This is a genomic window from Vibrio brasiliensis LMG 20546 (assembly GCF_000189255.1).
Lineage (GTDB): Bacteria > Pseudomonadota > Gammaproteobacteria > Enterobacterales > Vibrionaceae > Vibrio > Vibrio brasiliensis.
In genome coordinates this window covers 95,172-116,486 of record NZ_AEVS01000051.1, presented here as the reverse complement: position 1 = coordinate 116,486, position 21,315 = coordinate 95,172, and the positions used below count along the sequence as shown (strand labels likewise).

The window sequence follows — 21,315 nt, the reverse complement described above, 5'->3', positions numbered from 1 at the left end:
AAATTTTTGTCTAATAAGCGTTATACAAAAAGGAGGAGTGGGTGATAAATAACATCGCTAAGTTGTTATTGCATTTATTAGTCTCATCGGTAACGGCTTTTTTAGCTGGTTTCTTGAGTGTAGCCATGATGATGATGGGCGGATTTGTAGTGATTCCGACGCTTCAAACTTGGTTCATAATGAAGTATCAACAAAGGAATTATTTTGTATCAGCAGCCATCACATTTGTTCCTTGGGTGGTCATTTATTTGTATACAAATGATCAGCCAAATCTTACACAAGAGATAATCAATCTAGCTTATTGGTCAGCAATTGCTGGGATTCTTATTTACGGCGCTAGATATCATGTATATCCGAAAATTATGGGCTATTGGTCAAGTAGATAATTTTGTATAACAAGTTACCATGGCTTCAAGATACTTTTTCTAATCTTAGATAAGTCGTTCAGGCTGTACCTCTATACGATTTTGTCCAAAAGGTTGCTAGAGAATAAAGTAAACGCGCTCGGACATCCCCTGGGCTCATACTGTTACAGTGCTAATGCCTTGACCAAAATTACAATCAGCTTACGCATGATTTCAGGCTAAACATTCATTCGCCGGCAACCTCTGGTATACACAGAACAAGCGTAAAGTTAAGCCATATACCCTGTAAACTTTAACAAAATCAAACTGAGTATAAGCACAATCCAACTCCACATACCTAAGGCATTTACCCACATAAAAACTTTAAACTTGATAGAGTCAGTTGTTGCTCGCTTACGAATAAATGGGTACTTAACCCAATAATGGAATAACCTTGTACTGATGTAAGCAGAAATCATGCACATTGGGTTACGGTGCAACTTATCAACATCTTTAGACAGTTGATGATCAATAAAATCTATTCTTTGAGGATCACCTAAAGAAACCATCACACTCATTATTGCTCCAGGAATAGACCAAGTAATGGCATACGTTCCAAAACTAAATCCTATCAAAGCGATAAGAGATTCGTACCAAGTCATTAGAATACTACCTCTATATCAGATACAATTTTCCGTGAGCTTCGATATTGTAAATAAGCCACATCAAGAACTTAAGCAAAATTAAACATTTTAGGTAACGCAACAAAAACAAATACTCCATGAAAGAGCCAGAGCCCCAAGGAATTCCACCACATAAACGCTTTAAACTTTATAGAGTCAGTTGTCGCTCGCTTACGAATAAATGGGTACATCAGACAATAATTAATAAATCGACTACCTACATCCCAAGATGCTTGATACTTCGGGCGCATATAACCATTAGATGCATAGTACTTATCAAGATCTTTAGCTAATTGTTTATCAATAAAAATAATGTACTTATAGCTACCTAATGAAATCACAGGAAAGGTTATAATTGCAGTCACTGCCCACGCCATTGCGTAAATCGAAATCAGCCCCAAAATGACAATCTCTATATTCTTAACAGCTTCATTCATAATAACTCTGCACCCCATTCGTAGAGTTTTATTGTTGCTTCATAAAGGAAATCTCCCATAGTCTTGCCCGCCGCTCCACCAGCTATACCACCAGCAAAACTTCCCGCGACCGCACCTGAGATCGACGCAACGGCAAGAACGGGAGTAGAGGCTGTTACACCAATAATCAAAGCAATACCAGAAATGGCCGCCGCTGCAATACCAGCGCCAATAGATCCACCTTGAGCACCAACTACAACGCCACCGATAAAGCCCCATACCTCACGAGTCGTTACCTTACCACAGCCCCCAGTGCCATCGACTTTACACGCCTCATAGATATTGCTCATCCCACTTGCTGCACCGACGACCAAACCAACATAACCTAACCCTCTTGATGCAGAAATACCGAGCGCAATATTGCCAATCCGTTTGCCTAACTCTTTCACCAAACCCGCTTTTAATATCTCATCTCCGTTGTGAATCACCGACTTGGTCGAGAGCTTTAGATTGCGCTTGATTTGTGTATAAACAGGAAGTTGAACGCTGCGCTTAGATAACATCGCAAATGAGCCATCGAGTTTTTTAAATAGTTCCGCCCTCTCTCCGACAAACGCCCCGTAGTTGACCCCACCAGTCCGGCTGGCCATCGCTACTTGAGAGACGTATAAGTCATTAATTTCTAACAGGACATTTTGAATATTCTTTAAGTTTTGTTCAACGATAGCCGCCGTTGCCCCCACTCCTGTTGATACCTGAGCATAATAATCACTCGGTAAACCATCCGATTTGATGCGCTCATCCAACTGGTGAGAAAACAACTCAAAATGACGGTTAAGTGTCGCCACTTCCTCATCGAGTAGCTTGCCTAATTCCGTACTGGCTATTTTTGCTTGCTCAACCCATAGATTAAGCAGTTCTCGTTGCTGGTCGGTTTCAGGCTCTGTTGTCGGGAGAAGCACAATTTCGCCCTCACAAACAGGGTCGTTCAGATGAAGATTACAACGCCTGATATACTGTTGCTGGGCTTGTTTCGTGTCTGATGTAAAGAGGCTGTCCCACAGGTCATCTTGTGATTGCGTGATAGGCGATTGCATCCAACCAAGCTCAAAACTGACTTTCTGTTGGGCCGCTTTTCGTTCTGCGAGGACTTTTTCTCTATGCGCTGCGTATCGAGCTTGACTCGCCTGAATGTATTGCCAATCCTTTTCGTTCTGTATATATCGTTCCCTACGCTGCCTGGCTATTTTTTCTCTGGTGGTTTCTTTCGGCACAACCTCTTCTTTAATCACTTGCGTTGCTGGCATTATCGAGCCTGTAGGCGCAGCGTATGCTTTTGCAATAGCTCGCTTTAATGCCGCTTTTGAAGCCGCAGACCTTCTGGCCATTTCGCAAGTTGGGCAAGGACAAACTAACGGGTTTGGGTGCATACGGGGGCAACGGTGAGGTATAGAAGAGTTATAAATATCTGGCAAGCACACATCACAATCATTCGCGTTTTTAGGCATGATTTTGCCCTTATCAACCAACAGTTCATCAACTGTATGCCCCTTCTCGGCGCAGATTGTGACACCTGTGTATCAACTACATACATATAGCCAAGCTATGGATGACAAGCGCTTATGACCTAACAGTTCCGATATCATCGGAATCGGATAGCCTTTCAATACTCAGCCTTTTTTCGCATCTGCATTCATCTAGGACTAAACTTTTACGTTAGTGTCATTTCTAATAATAGAGGGATAAATGGACGACGAAGAAAGCTCAGTCGATGATTTGCTGTTCATTATTGAGGACGAAGCGGAAACCCCCAGCGAGAAATCAACCACTCTTACGTGGCGAGTGTTGATCGTCGACGATGACCCAGAAGTTCATCAGGCGACACTACTGGCACTGAAAGATATGATCATCGAGAATCGTCCCATTGAGTTTCTTCACGCCTACTCAGCAGAGCAAGCAGAACAGGTACTCACCAATGAAACTGACATCGGGGTAATATTATTAGATGTGGTAATGGAAACCGATCATGCGGGACTTGAACTGGTTGAAATCATCAGAGAGAAACTTCAACTAAACGCCTTAAGAATCGTTCTACGTACCGGTCAACCAGGGTACGCTCCAGAGATGGAAACTATCCAGCGCTATGACATCAATGACTATCGAACCAAACCTGAACTGACTCGAATTCGTCTGTTTACTATTCTCACCAGCGCAATCAGAGCCTACCAGCAAATTTGTAACCAACAGACTATGCGTCAAGGGCTAGAGAAAGTAGTCAAGGCCAGTACCGAGCTTGCCAATTATCACGGCATGCGCATGTTTGCCGAAGGGGCAGTAAAACAGATCAGCGCCATTATTCAGATCGAACCTGATGGTTTGATCTGCGTGCAAGAGAGTCCATCAGGTATGCCATCAGAGTCGACTCAAATCATCGCCGCTGCGGGTCGTTATAGCAAGTTCGTTCAGTCCCCTCTTGAGAAGCTCGACTCAACCAATATTCGCCAGCGTATTTTGAGTTGTCTGGAAAGCCAATCCAATCAACTCGACGACGGGTTGACCTTGTATTTCTCCACCGACCAAGGACGTAAATTAGCAGCCTATGTGGATGTGAACCGCCCACTAGAAAGCGTCGACCAGCATCTGCTGGAAGTGCTTTGTGCAAACCTTTCAGTCGGTTTTGACAATGTGATGCTCTATAGCCGTCTGGAACAGCAGGCCTATACTGATCCGCTACTCAACATCCCAAATCTTAATAGCCTGCTGCAGCATAAGCTTGACGACTTATCTCAGGTTCTGGCGCTGATCGATATCGACGACTTCTCGGTCTTCAATGACAGTTTCGGCCACAAGTTAGGGGATGATCTGCTAATGGCAGTCGCAGATCGGCTTACCAAAGCCTTCCCCACCAGCTTTTTATCTCGGGTAGGCAGTGACGTCTTTGCACTTATTGGTACAAACCAGAACGTCAGTAGTCAGCGTATTAACTCGGTATTTCAGCATAACTTTGTCATCGACGGTCAACCTTTTAAAGTGATGGCCAGTGTAGGGTTAGTTAAGCTAAGTAGCAGCGATATCCTTTCCAGACGCTATAAAGACTCTCAGGTCGCACTCAAGCAGGCGAAAACTCACCATCGCGGAGCTGCGATGACTTTCTCCCATGATATGGGACAAAATGCGCGCGACCGAATGCAGTTACTGATCGAGCTCAAACAGGCCCTGGACGATAACGGTTTGTTTTTGATGTACCAACCGAAGTACAACCTTAATTCCTTGGAGTTAACCGGGGTTGAGGCCTTGCTGCGCTGGAGGAATAAGCAGGGCGATCTCGTCCCGCCAGATCAGTTTATTCCATTGGCCGAACAGTCCGGAATGATGGTCAACATAGGCGCATTTGTGGTACAGCGAGCCTGCCAGCAATTTAAACAGTTACTCGACAGTGTCGATGGCAATATAACCATGGCAATCAATATTTCGCCAGCCCAACTCGATGAACCTGACTTCATCCCTATATTGGAATCTGCTCTCAAACAATACGCTATCAAGCCTCAGCAAATCGAATTAGAAATTACCGAGACTATTGCTGCCAAGAACTTGTCCGCCTTGTGTGAAGTGTTAGACCAGGTCAGGCAACTCGGTTGTAAGATCGCCATTGACGATTTTGGTACCGGATTCTCCTCACTAAGTATTTTGCATAAGTTGCCAGCGACACGTCTCAAGATTGATCGCGCGTTTGTCGATGCAATGGAAGAGGACTGCAGCATAGCCAAGATGATCGTCAACCTTGGCCAAACACTAGGGATGCAAATTACCGCCGAAGGGATAGAAACGGAATTTCAGCACAACAAGTTGAAGGCGTTTAACTGCGAAGAAGGCCAAGGCTGGCTATTTGCTAAAGCGATGACAATGGAGCAATTGATTGTCTTTATCTCCCAATCCGACGATTGATTGCAGGTGAAAAGTCTATGAATAATACCCACACGTCCCCCAGCCCTGACTCAGCTAATCTTAACCACTTTCGCTCCTCCGCTTTGCTTCGCCGCTATCGATTTATGATTTACGGTGGCCTGATATTGATCATTCTGCTGACGCTGGGAAACACACTCTATTTAAGTAATCAGCTCAAATCTCAGCTTCTTAATCAGTTAAATCAAACTGGAATGGAGTCGATGTTAACTCTCAACCAGACCCTGTCCGTTTCGCTTAACCACATCGATCGTATGAAAGATGCGTTGGAAACCGCGCACCAATACCCGCAACTGATACCAAATGATCAAACTATCAACTTCCTGTCAAAGCAAACTCTCGGCTCACCAGAAGGTGCTCCGTTGGAAAACCTGCCGCCAGACTTACGGCACAAGTTGGGACAACTTTACGTCCGATCTAACCCAAGAGACTATTCATTCGATGTGCGTATTCTGCTAACCATGATCCCTGAAGTCGTCTCCACTCATCAACAATATGACGACTTTCAGTGGAGCTATTACTACGATGCTGACCAAGTAATCACTTACATCTATCCTTTCCTGAGCTACAGTGACCTGCTAGCCGCCACCGAAACGGATAACATGGATGATGCGCTCGATGTCATCTTTGAAGCTGGCGGAACATTTCCGCTGAAACTGATCAACCCAAGAGCCAATCCTTCAAAACAGAAAGTTTGGACCACGCCCTATATGGATGCTGGCGGCAAAGGAATGATGGTTTCTTTGTTGGCGCCTGTTTACCACAACGAGCGCTTTGTTGGCTCAGTGGGCACCGATATAACGCTATCCGTTCTGGATAAGATCTTAACTAAACGACCGCTGGAAACGGGTCGCTTAGTTATCGTTGATAGCAAAGGTTTGGTGGTAGGTGATAGTAATGGTGCCCTAAAAAACACAACCGAAAGCATTACCCAGCATGGGATATTGACTCTGTTGAGTGTCGCAGAAGCTCATCGGGTCATGCATGGCGAGATGCAACAAACCACTGACGGATACTGGGTATCATTTATGCTACCCGACACTCCGTGGCGGCTGGTGCTTGAGATCACTGACGGCGAAATATTCCAGCATGTATTCGACAAGCTGCTACCCAATTTGATTATGGCGACAACCTTTACCGTATTACTGCTGTGTGTCGTCCTCTATCAACATTGGAATTTTAGTCAGCCTGCACTTCGTCTGGCACAATTTGTCGAAGACCTGCCCCGTCAGGACTCCATTAATCCTCCGAATGTGCCAGAACGATGGCAAGCCCGTTTCCAGAGAGCCATAGACAGGGAACAGGACAGACGTAGCTATTTAAGAACCATTGAGCAACAAACCGAGGATCTGGAACATCGGGTCAATGAACGAACACTCGAGCTAGAACAAACACTTGAAGCACTTAAGGCAACTCAGGAGGAACTGGTTCGTTCAGAAAAACTTTCCGGACTCGGTTCGCTGGTTGCAGGCGTTGCCCATGAACTGAACACACCCATAGGTAACGCAATGATCGTCGCCAGCAGCCTGAAGGATTTCAATCAGCAGTTCGTCGAGTCGACCAAAGAAGGTTTAAGGCGCTCCGCTCTCGACAACTACATCAAGCAAAGCACCGAATCTTCTGAGAGCATTGAGCGCAACCTACGTCGCGCTTCTGAACTTATCTCCAGCTTTAAACAGGTCGCGGTTGATCAATCGAGTTATCAGAGAAGAACATTTGTACTACGAGAAATCATGCGCGAACTTCAGGTCACCATGTTGCCAAGCCTTTCTCGTCAACAGGTTCAGCTTGAGACCGAATGCGAAGAGTTTATTGAAATGGACAGTTACCCAGGTCCACTGACTCAGGTGATGATGAACCTGCTCTCCAACGCTCTTGTTCACGCCTTTTCTGATCAGCAGGTCAAAGTTATATCGATTAAAGGCCAATTGCAGTATCAGTGCGCCATTATCACTGTCAGCGACAATGGCCATGGCATCGCCAGCGAGAACCAGAGCAAGATATTTGATCCCTTCTTTACCACCCGTTTAGGTCAGGGTGGCTCTGGCTTAGGGCTCAATATTGTCTATAACCTGGTGACCGGCCTGCTTGGCGGTGATATTCAAGTGACCAGCGAACCAGAGCAAGGCAGTTGCTTTACGCTCACCTTGCCACTAAACGCACCACAAAGTGATAATATTGATGCTTAACCTTGAACATAGCACTGATATTAAATGAACAAAATTATTGAGTTAGTCACCCAAGATACGCTGCGAGTGAGTGCGTTACAATGTGCTGCTAAGTTAGATCTGCCGGACTGGTATCTGGCGGCAGGGTTTGTGCGGAATCTGGTTTGGGACCAATTACACGCTTTACCCGAGCCGACTCCACTCAATGATGTTGATATGATCTATTTTGACCCGTCAGAAAAAGATGACGAGACCTATCTGACCTACGAGCAACAGCTTACTGAGATGATGCCCGAGTTAAACTGGCAGGTAAGAAATCAGGCCAAAATGCATCTTAGGAACGGCGATAGGGCTTATACCAGCAGTCTCGATGCAATGAGTTACTGGCCAGAAAAAGAGACCGCTGTTGGCATTCGATTGAACCAAGGACAAGACTACCAATGTGTCGCTGCATTTGGTTATCAGTCGCTGTTTGAGCTCAAAGTAACTCATAACCCGAAACGAGGTAAGTCTGTCTTTGACCAGCGCGTCGCGACTAAAGGTTGGCTACAACGCTGGCCAAAACTGACTCTGGCTAGTGACTAACCACCGACTGAGGAGTCACCACAGCGACTCCCTGATGACGGCGAACTTTGTAGGCAAATAGCCACAGCAACCCGACTGCGACCACCACACCTGTCAGAGAGACATAGAGTGTCGCGTAATAGTTATAGAGCTCTCCTACCACGCCAACAGCCAAACTGGCCACCAGCATACTGATACTCAGCATATTGGAAAACAGTGTCGATGCGGTGCCGAGTCGGTCGCGCATCATATCTTGCAGTACCACCATACCTAAGGTGGCGCAGACACCGATAAAGAACCCGTTCAGAACCTGAGCAGCCAGCATGGTGGCAAATGAAGTGCTATTTAGCATCACCAAATAGAACAACACGCCGCTGGCAATACCCATCATCATTAGTTTAATCGTGCCGACTTTTTGCGCCAGGCGCCCTGCCCATAACATCACAGGGATTTCGCACAATGCGCCAGCACCGAACAGAAAGCCAAGCCAGTTACCGTCTACCTGGAGCTCTTGAGACAGATAAAGTGGCATACTGGTGATGTAAAGATTGTTAGCGCCAAAAGCGAACACTAACGCAACGCAATAGAGCGCAACCAGACCATTAACTCCAGCGTCAGACTTACCCCTGTTCTCTTCATCATTGCTCGCAGCCGTTTTGCATGACGGCAGTGAGGTCATGATCACGATAATCGCCACAGTAACAATCGCTGCCGAAACTACAAATGCAGCACTGAAGCCAAAACTGGCTTTAAGCATAAACGCAGCTGGAGGGCCAAATACCCAGGCTATTGCGATACCTGCGCGCATGGTCGAAAGAAAGGTCGTGCTGTCTTCAACATGTTTATCGGCATACTCTCTGCCCATGGCAAACAGTTGACCAAAGGCGGCGCCACTGACACTGCCGAACACGGTGGCGATGGTGACTGCTAGCCAATAATCACGCACAAACACAAAGCTGACGACCGTAATCAGATAACAGCTGAGTGATACAATCAGGATCGTCTTGCGCTGCCAATTCTTATCTGACTGAGCGGCAAGCAACTGTGAGACAACCACGGTGCTTACCACCGCCAGTACCATATACAAACTCAGCATCATAGGCGTAGCGGCTAGCTGCTCGACGATAAACAGGCTTGATAATGGATAGAAAAATGCGCCACATAAACCTGATACAAAGGCGGTAAAAATAAACAATATCGCCGTCTTGTCTTGATACATACTCTCGCTCTCCTATCACCAACCACTGACTTTGAATGGCGTTAGTCTACTCAAACTTATCGCTGCTCAATGATGGTATTCGAGCCACATCTGATACTAATCCTTCAAAACCTCTTATTTCTTTGACAGAAAATAAACACATCTATTAGTCTATCGTCAGCTAAGGGAGAGTGTCTGATGAAGCCTTTTATCGAGAATGTTCTTAACTCACCAAGTTATGACTGGCTGGTGAGGGAGTATCACTGTCGGGTCAAAAATGATCAGTTCGCCTGCTCATGGCACTACCATGCCGAGTACGAACTGGTGCTCTATCTCGATCCTCAACAGGTGTTTAACGGTAACTACTTTGCCGGAGATGCCATCGGACAAGTCAACCACAATACGTTATTGCTCTATGGGCTAGGGCTACCACATATGATCACAGGGCAGTTAGCTGGCAGTGAAGAGAAGCCACACAGCTCGATCATCGTTTGGCTTAAACATCACTGGATCGAAAAGCTCCAGGCTGCGATCCCGGAAGCACGTAACATCAAACGTCTACTCGACAATGCCGCCTTTGGTCTTAAGTTTAGTGCTGAGACTGCGGAGAAGGTTTCGGCTCTATTGTGTGGTATTGAGAATAGCGAAAGACACCTTCAGGCGCTCAAAGTGATGGAGGTCTTGATTCATCTCGCCGATGACAAACAGTCTGAAAAACTCTCATCGACTCCCTATAGACTTAAGCAACTATCAGGTGATAACGATGCCCACAAACGGGTTGCGCTGGCAGCTCAGTTCATTGAACGGAATTATCAACACTCGCTGCGGATTGCCGACCTTTGTCAGGAACTGCATATTAGTGAAAGCTCAGCCTATCGACTGTTTGAAAAGCACTATGGCGTCAGTTTTTCTGATCACCTTAAACAGTACCGCGTAGGTAAAGCGTGTGAACTGCTCGCAAGTACCACCACCCCCATTGCTCTGGTCGCAGAAAAAACCGGGTTTCAGAATCTATCGAACTTTAACCGCCAGTTTCGTATGGTCAAACAGATGACCCCTTCCCAATTCAGGGCAAGGTTTAACTAAAATCATCACCGCACGACCACCATGCTCAGAAAATAAAAAAGCGCTTCGGACAGAAGCGCATTGGCAATCGCATAAACAGGGAGTGGTATAGCCTACATGTTCTACCTGGACAGTTGTTTTTGCGTTATTCCAAAAAAACTCACACGAGAAGAATTACTCGCTGATGCCGCGGATCTTGGCATTACGTCGACGTAGCATTTCCAAAGTCACCAGCAACAACACCGACATCAGAATCAACATACTCGCGACGGCTAGAATCGTCGGGCTGATCTGTTCGCGTATCCCTGACCACATTTGCCTCGGGACAGTTCGTTGCTCGACACCTGTGATAAACAGTGCCACAACCACCTCGTCAAACGAGGTACCAAAAGCAAACAGACCACCTGAAATCATCCCTGGGCGGATCAGCGGAAACGTCACATGACGGAAGGTATAGAGCGGATTTGCACCTAAGCTGTATGCGGCTCTGACCAGACTGTGGTCAAAACCACTCAGAGTAGCGGTAACCGTAATCACAACAAACGGAGTTCCCAATGCTGCATGCGCCAGCACAATCCCGGTAAAGGTTTGTGACAGATCCAAACGGGTGTAGAAGAAGTACATTGCCGCCGCAGAAATGATCACGGGTACTATCATCGGAGAGATCAGAAACGCCATGATCGCGTTGCGAAACGGAACATTGTTAGCCGCTAAACCCATCGCCGCTAACGTCCCCAATACAGTTGCAACGATCGTCGCGCATACTGCAATTATGGTGCTGTTTTTCAACGCATTCAGCCATTGGCTATTGGTAAACATATCTGCGTACCAACGCACCGAGTAAGCCTCTGGGTCTAAACTCAGCATCCCCTCAGTAAAGGTAAAGTACGGTGTTGCATTGAATGACAGCGGTACAATGACCACTATTGGCGCGATCAGAAACAGAAACACCAGAGTACAGAAAGCCAGATAACCAAAATATCCTGCTCGCTCACGAACGGTACAATAAGCTGGTAGTGCCATGATTAACCTCCTACCTTGATATTGTTGATACCCACAACACGGTTAAACAGATAGAACAGTGCAGTCACCACGGCCAACAGCAACCCGCCCAGTGCCGCCGCCATACCCCAGTTAAGCGAAGTCTGCATATGGTAGGCAATCATGTTGGAAATCATCTGACCGCTACGTCCGCCGACTAATGCAGGAGTGATGTAGAAACCAATCGAAAGAATGAAGGTCAGTAGCGCACCAGCGCCAACACCTGGCATAGTCAACGGCATATAAACTTTGATAAAGGCCACTGACGGCGTTGCTCCCAGCGATCTCGCCGCTCGGAAGTAAGTCGGACTGATGCCTTTCATTACGCTGTAGAGCGGCAGGATCATAAATGGCAGCAGGATGTGTACCATCGCGACTATGGTGCCAAAGGTGTTGTGCATCATCGCCAGACGTTCACTCGTCACCCCAGTCCAGATCAGCAAGTCGTTGATCACTCCTTGATTTTGCAGCAGCACTATCCACGATGTAGTACGAACCAACAGTGAGGTCCAGAACGGAAGTAGCACCACAATCAACAGCAAGTTAGCTTGCTTATCCGGCAGGTTAGCCAGCAGATAGGCGACAGGATAGGCCATAACCAGACAAATCAGCGTGATTGCCAGCGACATGCCAAAGGTTTTGGCAAACAGATCCACATACACCTGCCTTGTTTCAGGCTGAGCAGTGATTTCACCCGTTTCGCCATAACGCATATCGAGCGCAGCCAAATAGTAACTGAGAGTATAGGGCGAACTGAGGTTTTTCAGTGCGGCCCAGTATTGTTGCTTAGACCAACGTTTATCCAGTTTGAGAATCTCTTCGTGACTGGCAGGCAAAGCGTCAAGTTTCGCTACCTTACGCCCTGTTTTCATTAGCAGACTACGCATGCCAGAGACTTCGATGTTCATCCGGTTAGCAAGCTTAGGTAAGGTCTTGTCCTGATACCTGTCTTTTAATTCCGCCATGAACGTCTGCTGAATGGCGAGACTCGGTAGCCCGTTATAGTCCCACTGCTCAATGGCTTCCGTAGTATTGGGGAATCCGCTTGGTAACGCATTGTTATCCACACTTCGATAAAGCATTTCAATGATAGGAAAAGCGAACGTGACGCAGATAAAACAGACTAAAGGAAGAATCAACAAAAGGGATCGGGTCTGCTTCTGACGTTCAGCGCGTTTCAACTGCGCCTTAAGTTCTTTATCTGAGCGGACTATCTTTCGCTGCAACGACAGCACCGAGCTTAGCCCTGTTAGTTCTCGACTCATGCGGCTACCTCTTGTTCAGCAGATGAAGCAGCACAATCCAGAGCATGACAGTCAACGCTATGCCAGCCAACCTTATATTGCTGGCCGGGCGTAAATGCTCTTGCTCCGCGGCTATCATTTGGCACCTTAACCACCAGTTCACCCACATCGTCAACTGCAACCACCAGACGGTGATGATCACCATGGTAAATCACTTCACGCAGTTGGCCGGTGAGAATGTTGTCGCAATCTTCAGGCTGAGGGTCAATGATGATTTTTTCCGGACGAACCGACAGCAATGTATCCTGACCCGCGTGAGTAACTTTGACCGGTTTGGCAACGATATGCTGCTGACCAACTCTAACCTGACAACGTCGCTCATCTAAACCTGATACCATGCCTTTGATCTGATTGTTTTCACCAATAAACTGGGCAACGAACGCGTTACTCGGTGCTTCATACAGCTCAGTCGGAGAAGCCAGCTGCTGCACCGCGCCATTGTTAAATACCGCAATACGGTCAGACATAGTCAGCGCTTCATCCTGATCGTGCGTCACGTAGAGAATAGTGATACCTAACTTTTCGTGCAGATGTTTGATCTCTAGCTGCATCTGCTCACGAAGCTGCTTATCCAATGCACCAAGTGGCTCATCCATCAGAACCAGCTTTGGTTCAAATACTAATGCTCTTGCCAGCGCCACACGCTGCTGCTGACCACCTGACAACTGCTTGGGATAGCGGGTTGCAACATGCTCCAGCTCAACCATCTCCAGTGCAGACTGCACTTTCTTGTCGACTTCCTCCGGACTCATGTTGCGCACCTTAAGAGGGAAGGCGAGGTTTTCTGCAATAGTCATATGAGGAAACAACGCATAGTTTTGAAACACCATACCGATATCGCGTTTGTGTGGAGCAAGGTTATTGACCGGGGTGCCATCAATAAAGATTTCGCCGCGTGTGGCGGTTTCGAAACCGGCCAGCATCATCAGACAGGTTGTCTTCCCCGAACCGGATGGCCCAAGCATAGTGACAAACTCACCTGGCTCGATGGCTAAATTGAAATCCTTTACGACCAGATTTTCCCCGTCATAGGTTTTCTGGACATGCTGAAAGCTAACGTATTCCTTCTGTACTGCCATTGTGATTCCTTATGCACAATAAATTCGACTGCAATCCATATAGGTAAAGGGCTTAACGCCAAAATAAGCCGTTTACATAGAGAGATTACGGGCAAGGTAACCCTTGCCCGTGAGTGACCATTAAAGGTTGTATTTAGACAGGTCTGGGCGAGTTGCGATTGCCTGTTCAACCAAAGCAATCACGTCTGCACGCTCTTGACCTTGTAGCTTCTGACGCGGAGCACGTACCTGCTCGCTACCACGACCACATACTTGCTCTGCCAGCTTGATGCACTGAACCAACGTTGGAATAGTGTCTAGTCTTAGCAATGGCAGGAACCAACGGTAGATCTCAAGCGCTTCCGCGTAACGACCCTGACTGGCTAGTTTGTAGATCGCTACGGATTCTGCCGGGAACGCGTTTGTCAGACCAGAAATCCAGCCAGTCGCGCCAAGCATCAGTGACTCAAGCGCAATGTCATCCACACCGCTGAACACTGTGAAGCGGTCGTCGAAGCGGTTGTACAGCTCAGTAATACGGCGTGTGTCTGTCGTAGACTCTTTCACTGCAACAATGTTTTCGCACTCAGCCAGCTGCGCCATCATGTCCAGGCTGACATCTACACCGTAAGAAACCGGGTTGTTGTAGATCATCATTGGCATTTCTGGTGTCGCCTGCGCCAGCGTGCGGTAGTACTCGACTGTTTCACTGTCTGAAGTGCGGTAAACCATGGCCGGCATAACCATACAGCCGTCGATACCAATCTTTTTCGCGTCCTGCATATAGTCAACAGCAGCGGTTGTAATTGACTCAGCCGTACCGGCAATCAGAGGAACACGGCCTGCCACGACTTCCTGAGCTGCGGCTAGTACCTGACGTTTCTCTTCAGGATAAAGTGCGCAGTTTTCACCCACAGTACCCAGACAGATGATACCGTTAACACCATCATTGATTTGGTTATCAATCACTGTCTGCGTCGCATCTAAATCAATGCTCTGGTCATCACGAAACTGTGTACTTACTGCTGGGTAAACACCTTTCCAATCTACGTTCATCTTTTACCTTCCATTTGTATATTGTATGCAATTATAAAAAGCGGTCGAAACCGAAATGAGTAAGGGCTCCCCCAGAAATTTACATCGCCTGTTTTTGTGTCAAAACAAACTTCACCGCAGCCAAGTCAGCCAGAGCGCTGCCCACTGATTTATATAAGGTGATCTCCTGATTGCTGCTGCGTCCGCTGTGCTGATTACTGCACAATTCGGGTAACTCGGCCAGAATCTCATCTGCAGAAAACAGGCCTTGCTTAATAGGGATAAGCAGGTCGCCTGCTTCTGCTAAGACATTGATTCGGCTATCAACAAACACGCTAGAACGTTCAACACTGATGCTGTCACATTCGCGTTTATCTGCGTCATGGTTACCAATTAAATCAATGTGTGTGCCCGGCTCAATGTTCGCGCCATTAAATAGCGGCATTGCAGAGCCCGTAACACAGGTAATGATGTCGACTTCGTGCATCACTGAGTCAACATCTTCAATAATCTCTACGTCAAACTGACGCTCAATCGGCAATGACTGGTATTCGCTGCTGGATAAGATAGCGTCGACCGTCTGGCGTGCTTTATCTTGATTGCGTCCCCAGATCATCACCTTGTGTAAAGGACGAACGGCGGCATAGGCGTACGCCATGTAAGGGGCAAGATTACCAGTGCCGCAAATCAACAGTCGCGTTGCATCTTCACGCGCTAGATAATCGGCAGCCAGTGCCGATGCGGCGGCGGTACGCCAGAAGGTCATAACCTTGCCATCCATTAATGCCAACGGCTCACCGTCCTGACGACGAAACGCCAGAATTTTAGATGCTAAGCTGTCTTTACCCTGCATAGAGTTTTGCGGGAAGTAAGTGAACGCCTTAACCGTGATCAGATCTTCACTCCAGGCTGGTAGCAGAGCAAAGGCGTCGTAACCACCCTCTTCCAACGGCATCACGCGACGCTGAGGAATGGTCGATTGCTGTTGATACGTTTCGCGCATCGACTCAATAAGCCCTTTCATGGTCAGGCATTCGACAATCTGCTGCGCATCCAGGTTAATCATTATTTGGTCCTTATCGAATGCCAGGTGTTGCACCAATCCATTTCGGTGCAGCACCTAGCGCGGTTAGTGAGTGGCTGATTAGTTTAGAAGCCAGGTGTTGAACTCTTCGTTCAGCTCATCGGCGTAATCTGACCACCATTCATCATCAATCAAGAAGGCTGTTTGAAAGTTGTTTGGCGCAGTTGGTAAGCTCGCAAGAATTTTCGGGCTGATTTGCGCTGATGATGATTTACGGGTAGGACCGTAAGCGACGTATTTCGCTTGATCCGCCAGAGGCTTAGTTCCTGAAGAGAACTTAATGAAATCGAGTGCCTGTTCCAGATTCGGGCTGCCTTTTGGAATTGCCCAACCATTCATGTAACCCAGTTGGTGATCCCAGATGATTTTGAACGGCTGTCCTTCTTCTTCAGTAGCACTGTGAATACGACCGTTAAACGCCGAAGCCATGGTCACTTCTTTGTCTGCCAGCATTTGTGGAGGCTGAGCACCGGTTGTCCACCACACAACGTGAGGCTTGATGCTATCAAGTTTTGCAAATGCACGAGCACGACCTTCGGTCGTTTCCAGTGTCTCGTAGACCTGTTCTGGTTTAACACCATCTGCGATCAGCGCCCACTCCAGATTACCCTGAGGCATTTTCTGTAGTGCACGGCGACCCGGATAGTTTTCCAGATCGAACAGATCCGTCAGTTTGGAAGGCACTGATTTACCTTTGAAGGCATCTTCGTTAATTGCCAGTACAGTCGAAACCACAATTGTGTTTACCGCACACTCATGAATAGCGCCCGGGATAAAGTCTTCTGCCGCTGGCGTGCCATCAGCACCTGCAGGCAGGATACTTGGATCAACAGGCTCTAACAGACCTTCAGCACAACCGCGTACTATGTCTGGCTTATCGAGAGAAACCAGATCCCAACGAACATTGTTGGCTTCAACCTGAGCTTTGATCTCAGCTAAGCCTCCACTGAAGTCTTCTGACACCAGCTCCACACCTGTCTTCGCTGTGTAAGGTTTGTGGTATGCCTCAACCTGGCTCTTAGTAAAAGCACCGCCCCATGACACGACCGTCAGTTTTTCGCTCGCGCTGGCAGCATTGATCGTTCCTAACAGCATTCCAGAAACCAATAGTGTTAGTGGTGTCATTGTCTTTCTTGACATGATTGTTTGCTCCTTATTGTTGTCACATCGGGGTCACCCCCCGAAATCTGTGGACGCCTCAATACTGCTGCTAGGCATCAAACTTTAATTTCCCGCCAACCTTTCGATTAACTTTTTATTAACATAATACGCATGTATATTTTATACAATATTTAATTTTAAAATTTTTTAGCAAAAGCGACTTAGAGCAAATGGCGAAATATCGAGCGAGGTTTTACTCGCACTATTTAGCTCACTGATCAGATCCGCAGTGATAGCTGCCTGAGTTAATCCGAGATGTTGATGACCAAAAGCAAGCAGGATTCTTCCTCCCTCTCTGCTATCAATAACAGGTAATGAATCTGGCAGAGATGGACGATTACCGACCCATTTATCTCCACCGTCTTCAGGTTGGCAGTCAGTGTTGAGTAGCCCTTTAGCCAGATCTTTTAACATGCTGGCACGCTTCATATTGGGTGGCGAATCTATGCTGGCATATTCGACTGTCCCCGCTAAACGTAGCCCTTCATCCATTGGCGTCATTATGAATTTTCTGTCTGCTGAACTGACCGGAAACGGCAGGCAATCTTTCAGTTTTGGTACCATTAGGTGATAACCTCGCTCCGCTTGTAAAGGGACTTTAACTCCGGTCATCTTATTTACTAATTTGCTCGATTCTGCACCTGTAGCGATAACCACTTTGTCGAATGAATGGCTCTCTTTATCAGTTAATACCACACCAAGTTCTCCATCAAAAAAGGCATCTTCGACTTGCTCCTGTACCCAGGAACCTCCCTTCTGAGCAAACGACGAAGCCAACTCAAGGCATAGCCTGTAAGGGTTTAGGCTATGCCCTGTCTCCGGAAAGAACACCCCAAAGTTAACTGAGTGAGTCAAGTTAGGAACCTTGGCACGAATCAGTTCTTTGTCCCACACGTGACAGCTGACGCCCTGTTGTTTAAGCGCTTTAATTGTCGGTCGATAGCCATTGAATAAAGCTTCACTTTCAAAGGTCAGTAGAGAACCATTCATCACAATAAGATGTTTCAGGCCGATCTGCTCAAGCAATTTAAACCAGCTATCCATCGCAACTTCATTGAGACTGGTAAGGGCTTTGGTTGCATGCTCTGTTGGCTGTTTTCGCGCTTTGAGTAAGAAGCGAACCATCCATGGTGACGTTTTATGAATGTCTTGAAAACGGATAGAAACCGGACTGGTCGATGACAACAACATCTTAGGTAACTGGGGTAAAAGAGCAGGTGTGGCGAGCGGAAAAACCTGCTCAGTCGCGAAGTGACCAGCATTGCCTTTTGAGCAACCTTCACCGGCGCCTCGCTTGTCAAAGATGGTGACATCTCCGCCTTCAAGTTGCAGTTTAAGTGCAATGCATAAGCCAATGATGCCACCGCCAACTACGGCGATTTTTTGTCCATGCGATGAATTCTTGTTCACCATTTATTTTGCTCCCTATCACGTTTCAAAAACAAAATTGTATAAAATATACTTAACATCACGATAACATCCATCTCCATCACTTCAACTAATTTCTTATTCAAGGAGCGAGAAATGAGACAGGGAACCTTCTTTTGTATAGATGCTCATACCTGCGGCAACCCGGTACGTTTGGTTGCAGGTGGTGTTCCACCTCTGGAGGGCAAGACGATGAGCGATAAGCGTCAATTTTTCCTCGAGCACTACGACTGGATCCGTCAGTCATTGATGTTTGAACCACGCGGCCACGCCATGATGTCCGGTTCTGTGGTTCTTCCTCCTTGTAGCGACAACGCTGATGCTTCGATCCTGTTTATTGAAACCAGTGGTTGTCTGCCAATGTGTGGCCACGGAACCATTGGTACCGTTACCTCTGCTCTGGAGCACCGTCTGATCACACCTCGAGAAGAAGGACGCTTGATCCTTGATGTGCCAGCAGGACAGATTGAGGTTCACTACCAACGTGACGGCGAAAAAGTTACTTCAGTGAAAATCTACAATGTACCTGCCTATCTGGCTCACCAGGATGTCACCGTTGAAGTTGAAGGCTTAGGCGAGATCACCGTTGATGTTTCCTATGGCGGTAACTACTACGTGATCGTTGATCCACAGGAAAACTACCGTGGCCTTGAGCATTACACTTCAGACGAGATCCTAATGCTGAGCCCGAAAGTGCGCAAAGCGGTATCAGAGGCGGTGGAATGTATTCACCCAGACGATCCAACCGTATGTGGTGTGTCTCACGTTCTTTGGACAGGCACTCCTACCCAACCTGAATCGACTGCCAAAAACGCCGTGTTCTACGGAGAAAAAGCGCTTGATCGTTCACCTTGTGGCACTGGAACCAGCGCACGCATGGCGCAGTGGCATGCCAAAGGAAAACTGAAACAGGGTGAAGATTTTATTCACGAAAGCATTATCGGCAGCCTGTTTACAGGCCGTATTGAAGGCGTGACCGAAGTAAACGGACGCGTGGCTATTTTACCAAGTATCGAAGGCTGGGCTCAGGTGACCGGACACAACACCATTTGGGTTGATGACCAGGACCCTTATGCCTACGGATTTGAACTCAAATAAACGATGGAATGTATCATCGAGATAATTAGGAATACGTTATGAGCACAACTGCCACTTTTTCGGCACTAAACCCGGCGACAGAACAATCTATCACAGGTGTTTTTCCACAGCATACACATCAGGATGTCGATCTTGCAGCTAAGGCAGCGCAAGAGATCGCTAAAAGCTATCGCCAGACCTCACCAGCGCAGCGCAGTCGCTTACTACAAGCTATTGCTGACTGTTTAGAAGAGCAGCGAGAAGCAATTGTTGAGCGCGCAAATCTAGAATCAGCCCTGCCACTCGCAAGACTTAATGGAGAGCTAAGCCGTACAACCGCACAACTACGTTTGTTTGCCGATGTCGTTGAAGGCGGTCTGTGGCAAGAGGCGATCTTCGACACTGCGAATCCAAACAGAGAGCCTCTGCCCAAAGCGGATATTCGTCGCCAGAACATCGCCATTGGACCGGTTGCCGTATTTGGCGCATCTAACTTTCCGCTGGCATTTTCTACCGCAGGCGGAGATACCGCTTCTGCCCTTGCAGCAGGATGTCCGGTGATTGTCAAAGGTCACCCGGCTCACCCAGGAACCAGTGAAATTGTTGCACAATGCATCGCGAAAGCACTCAAATCACTTGAACTTCCGCAAGCAATTTTTACGCTCCTACAAGGCACCACTCATGAATTAGGCCAGTCAGTCGTCATTCACCCTGCAATTAAAGCCGTTGGTTTTACCGGTTCAATTCATGGTGGTCGCGCCCTATTTGATCTGGCACAGGGACGCCCGGAACCTATCCCCTTCTATGGTGAGCTTGGCGCGTCTAACCCGGTATTTATTCTGCCAAAACGTATGGAGTTGCACAGTCAGTCGTTGGCAGAAGAGTATCTGCTCTCAATGAACATGGGCTGTGGTCAGTTCTGTACTAAACCTGCAGTGGTGTTTGTTACTAAAGGCAACGAGACAGAACAGTTTCTACAAACGGTGCGCCAAGGCATTGCCGCTCAGCAGGGGCAGACGATGCTGACTTGCGGCATTAAACGTAATTACCTGGAGCAGAGTGAAAAAAGGGCTCAGCAACAAGGGCTGACTCGCACTCAGTCGACTCCTGAGCAGGGCGTACCAGCGATACTATTTGAAACCACCAGCAATGACTGGCGTAACAACCCACAATGGCAGGAGGAAATTTTTGGTCCTCAATCTATCGTTGTGGTGTGTGAAAACGACCAGGATATGCTGGAACTTAGCCAGTCACTCGAAGGTAGTCTTACGGCAACGATTCATGCGGAGCAGGATGACTACCAGAGCGCACAACGACTAATCTCAGAACTTGAAGAAATTGCAGGTCGCATCGTGTTTAACGGTTGGCCAACCGGTGTTGAAGTAAGCTACGCCATGGTACACGGTGGTCCATACCCTGCCTCTACTATGCCAGCCAGCACCTCAGTCGGCGCAGAGGCGATCAAACGCTGGCTACGACCTGTCGCGTATCAGTCGATTCCTGAAGCATTACTACCAGACGCATTGAAGACCTCAAATCCACTCAATGTTCGTCGCAGTGTCGACGGAAAAACAGCCTAACTAAAACCACAAAAGCCAATCTCATCTCAGGTTGGCTTTTCAACTTCCTCTATGCAACTTACAGTCAATTATTCCATATAAAACATCAAGTTAAACCAGACACCAGCCTTATAGCTAGCTAATTTGGTACTCTAAGACAAATGTCA

General features: G+C 47.3%; 18 protein-coding genes. 7 read left to right on the top strand and 11 right to left on the bottom strand.

Annotation, left to right across the window (positions count from 1 at the left end):
- The first annotated feature begins 41 nt into the window (after positions 1-41).
- Positions 42-386 (top strand): hypothetical protein, encoded by a 345-nt coding sequence (locus RH46_RS09205; protein WP_006879150.1) that lies wholly within the window; start codon positions 42-44, stop codon positions 384-386.
- Between the two features lie 248 nt (positions 387-634).
- Here RH46_RS09205 and RH46_RS09200 read toward each other — a convergent pair whose 3' ends face one another.
- From RH46_RS09200 to RH46_RS09190, 3 genes are all read right to left on the bottom strand, one after another.
- Positions 635-1,006 (bottom strand): hypothetical protein, encoded by a 372-nt coding sequence (locus RH46_RS09200; protein ID WP_006879149.1) that lies wholly within the window; start codon positions 1,004-1,006, stop codon positions 635-637.
- 71 nt (positions 1,007-1,077) lie between these two features.
- The gene (locus RH46_RS09195) at positions 1,078-1,464 is read right to left on the bottom strand and encodes a hypothetical protein (protein ID WP_006879148.1); all 387 of its coding nucleotides are present in this window, start codon (positions 1,462-1,464) and stop codon (positions 1,078-1,080) included.
- Positions 1,461-2,750 carry a hypothetical protein gene (locus RH46_RS09190; RefSeq protein ID WP_006879147.1) on the bottom strand — a complete coding sequence of 430 codons (1,290 nt, stop codon included), beginning with the start codon at positions 2,748-2,750 and terminating at the stop codon, positions 1,461-1,463. The genes RH46_RS09195 and RH46_RS09190 overlap by 4 nt, the downstream gene beginning before the upstream one ends.
- Before the next feature lie 439 nt (positions 2,751-3,189).
- On the opposite strand from RH46_RS09190, the gene RH46_RS09185 reads away from it, so the two are divergent.
- Genes RH46_RS09185 through RH46_RS09175 form a run of 3 tightly spaced genes read left to right on the top strand, consistent with a single transcriptional unit; the run spans position 3,190 to position 8,159 of the window.
- Positions 3,190-5,388, top strand: a complete 2,199-nt coding sequence (locus RH46_RS09185) for a bifunctional diguanylate cyclase/phosphodiesterase (protein WP_006879146.1) — start codon at positions 3,190-3,192, stop codon at positions 5,386-5,388.
- 17 nt (positions 5,389-5,405) lie between these two features.
- Positions 5,406-7,595 (top strand): sensor histidine kinase, encoded by a 2,190-nt coding sequence (locus tag RH46_RS09180; protein WP_006879145.1) that lies wholly within the window; start codon positions 5,406-5,408, stop codon positions 7,593-7,595.
- A gap of 24 nt (positions 7,596-7,619) precedes the next feature.
- Entirely contained in the window at positions 7,620-8,159 is a 540-nt protein-coding gene (locus RH46_RS09175; protein WP_006879144.1) for a nucleotidyltransferase family protein, read from the top strand.
- Here the strand turns inward: RH46_RS09175 and RH46_RS09170 are convergent.
- A complete protein-coding gene (locus tag RH46_RS09170; RefSeq protein WP_006879143.1) occupies positions 8,149-9,357 on the bottom strand; it encodes a sugar efflux transporter in 1,209 nt (402 codons plus the stop codon). The genes RH46_RS09175 and RH46_RS09170 overlap by 11 nt on opposite strands.
- A 177-nt stretch (positions 9,358-9,534) precedes the next feature.
- On the opposite strand from RH46_RS09170, the gene RH46_RS09165 reads away from it, so the two are divergent.
- Positions 9,535-10,422, top strand: a complete 888-nt coding sequence (locus RH46_RS09165; protein ID WP_006879142.1) for an AraC family transcriptional regulator — start codon at positions 9,535-9,537, stop codon at positions 10,420-10,422.
- A gap of 153 nt (positions 10,423-10,575) precedes the next feature.
- Here the strand turns inward: RH46_RS09165 and RH46_RS09160 are convergent, their stop codons facing one another.
- The 7 genes from RH46_RS09160 to RH46_RS09130 form a co-directional block, all read right to left on the bottom strand.
- Positions 10,576-11,424: an ABC transporter permease gene (locus RH46_RS09160; RefSeq protein ID WP_006879140.1), complete on the bottom strand. Its 849-nt coding sequence runs from the start codon at positions 11,422-11,424 to the stop codon at positions 10,576-10,578.
- Between the two features lie 2 nt (positions 11,425-11,426).
- The gene (locus RH46_RS09155) at positions 11,427-12,707 is read right to left on the bottom strand and encodes an ABC transporter permease (RefSeq protein WP_006879139.1); all 1,281 of its coding nucleotides are present in this window, start codon (positions 12,705-12,707) and stop codon (positions 11,427-11,429) included.
- On the bottom strand, positions 12,704-13,825 hold the full coding sequence (locus RH46_RS09150) for an ABC transporter ATP-binding protein (RefSeq protein WP_006879138.1): 1,122 nt from the start codon (positions 13,823-13,825) through the stop codon (positions 12,704-12,706). The genes RH46_RS09155 and RH46_RS09150 overlap by 4 nt, the downstream gene beginning before the upstream one ends.
- A 120-nt stretch (positions 13,826-13,945) precedes the next feature.
- Positions 13,946-14,860 (bottom strand): dihydrodipicolinate synthase family protein, encoded by a 915-nt coding sequence (locus RH46_RS09145; RefSeq protein WP_006879137.1) that lies wholly within the window; start codon positions 14,858-14,860, stop codon positions 13,946-13,948.
- Between the two features lie 79 nt (positions 14,861-14,939).
- A complete protein-coding gene (gene lhpI / locus RH46_RS09140; protein ID WP_006879136.1) occupies positions 14,940-15,905 on the bottom strand; it encodes a bifunctional Delta(1)-pyrroline-2-carboxylate/Delta(1)-piperideine-2-carboxylate reductase in 966 nt (321 codons plus the stop codon).
- A gap of 78 nt (positions 15,906-15,983) precedes the next feature.
- Positions 15,984-17,063 carry a polyamine ABC transporter substrate-binding protein gene (locus RH46_RS09135; RefSeq protein ID WP_006879135.1) on the bottom strand — a complete coding sequence of 360 codons (1,080 nt, stop codon included), beginning with the start codon at positions 17,061-17,063 and terminating at the stop codon, positions 15,984-15,986.
- A gap of 168 nt (positions 17,064-17,231) precedes the next feature.
- Positions 17,232-18,497: an NAD(P)/FAD-dependent oxidoreductase gene (locus RH46_RS09130; protein ID WP_006879134.1), complete on the bottom strand. Its 1,266-nt coding sequence runs from the start codon at positions 18,495-18,497 to the stop codon at positions 17,232-17,234.
- Between the two features lie 111 nt (positions 18,498-18,608).
- On the opposite strand from RH46_RS09130, the gene RH46_RS09125 reads away from it, so the two are divergent.
- Both RH46_RS09125 and RH46_RS09120 read left to right on the top strand, forming a co-directional pair.
- Entirely contained in the window at positions 18,609-19,610 is a 1,002-nt protein-coding gene (locus RH46_RS09125; protein ID WP_006879133.1) for a 4-hydroxyproline epimerase, read from the top strand.
- A 38-nt stretch (positions 19,611-19,648) separates the two neighbouring features.
- Positions 19,649-21,169 carry an aldehyde dehydrogenase (NADP(+)) gene (locus RH46_RS09120; protein ID WP_006879132.1) on the top strand — a complete coding sequence of 507 codons (1,521 nt, stop codon included), beginning with the start codon at positions 19,649-19,651 and terminating at the stop codon, positions 21,167-21,169.
- The last annotated feature ends 146 nt before the right edge of the window (positions 21,170-21,315 follow it).

Coding starts and splice junctions, on each gene's coding strand:
- RH46_RS09200 (WP_006879149.1), bottom strand. CDS start 1,006: ATGACTTGGTACGAATCTCTTATCGCTTTGATAGGATTTAGTTTTGGA.
- RH46_RS09195 (WP_006879148.1), bottom strand. CDS start 1,464: ATGAATGAAGCTGTTAAGAATATAGAGATTGTCATTTTGGGGCTGATT.
- RH46_RS09190 (WP_006879147.1), bottom strand. CDS start 2,750: ATGCCAGCAACGCAAGTGATTAAAGAAGAGGTTGTGCCGAAAGAAACC.
- RH46_RS09185 (WP_006879146.1), top strand. CDS start 3,190: ATGGACGACGAAGAAAGCTCAGTCGATGATTTGCTGTTCATTATTGAG.
- RH46_RS09180 (WP_006879145.1), top strand. CDS start 5,406: ATGAATAATACCCACACGTCCCCCAGCCCTGACTCAGCTAATCTTAAC.
- RH46_RS09175 (WP_006879144.1), top strand. CDS start 7,620: ATGAACAAAATTATTGAGTTAGTCACCCAAGATACGCTGCGAGTGAGT.
- RH46_RS09170 (WP_006879143.1), bottom strand. CDS start 9,357: ATGTATCAAGACAAGACGGCGATATTGTTTATTTTTACCGCCTTTGTA.
- RH46_RS09165 (WP_006879142.1), top strand. CDS start 9,535: ATGAAGCCTTTTATCGAGAATGTTCTTAACTCACCAAGTTATGACTGG.
- RH46_RS09160 (WP_006879140.1), bottom strand. CDS start 11,424: ATGGCACTACCAGCTTATTGTACCGTTCGTGAGCGAGCAGGATATTTT.
- RH46_RS09155 (WP_006879139.1), bottom strand. CDS start 12,707: ATGAGTCGAGAACTAACAGGGCTAAGCTCGGTGCTGTCGTTGCAGCGA.
- RH46_RS09150 (WP_006879138.1), bottom strand. CDS start 13,825: ATGGCAGTACAGAAGGAATACGTTAGCTTTCAGCATGTCCAGAAAACC.
- RH46_RS09145 (WP_006879137.1), bottom strand. CDS start 14,860: ATGAACGTAGATTGGAAAGGTGTTTACCCAGCAGTAAGTACACAGTTT.
- lhpI (WP_006879136.1), bottom strand. CDS start 15,905: ATGATTAACCTGGATGCGCAGCAGATTGTCGAATGCCTGACCATGAAA.
- RH46_RS09135 (WP_006879135.1), bottom strand. CDS start 17,063: ATGTCAAGAAAGACAATGACACCACTAACACTATTGGTTTCTGGAATG.
- RH46_RS09130 (WP_006879134.1), bottom strand. CDS start 18,497: ATGGTGAACAAGAATTCATCGCATGGACAAAAAATCGCCGTAGTTGGC.
- RH46_RS09125 (WP_006879133.1), top strand. CDS start 18,609: ATGAGACAGGGAACCTTCTTTTGTATAGATGCTCATACCTGCGGCAAC.
- RH46_RS09120 (WP_006879132.1), top strand. CDS start 19,649: ATGAGCACAACTGCCACTTTTTCGGCACTAAACCCGGCGACAGAACAA.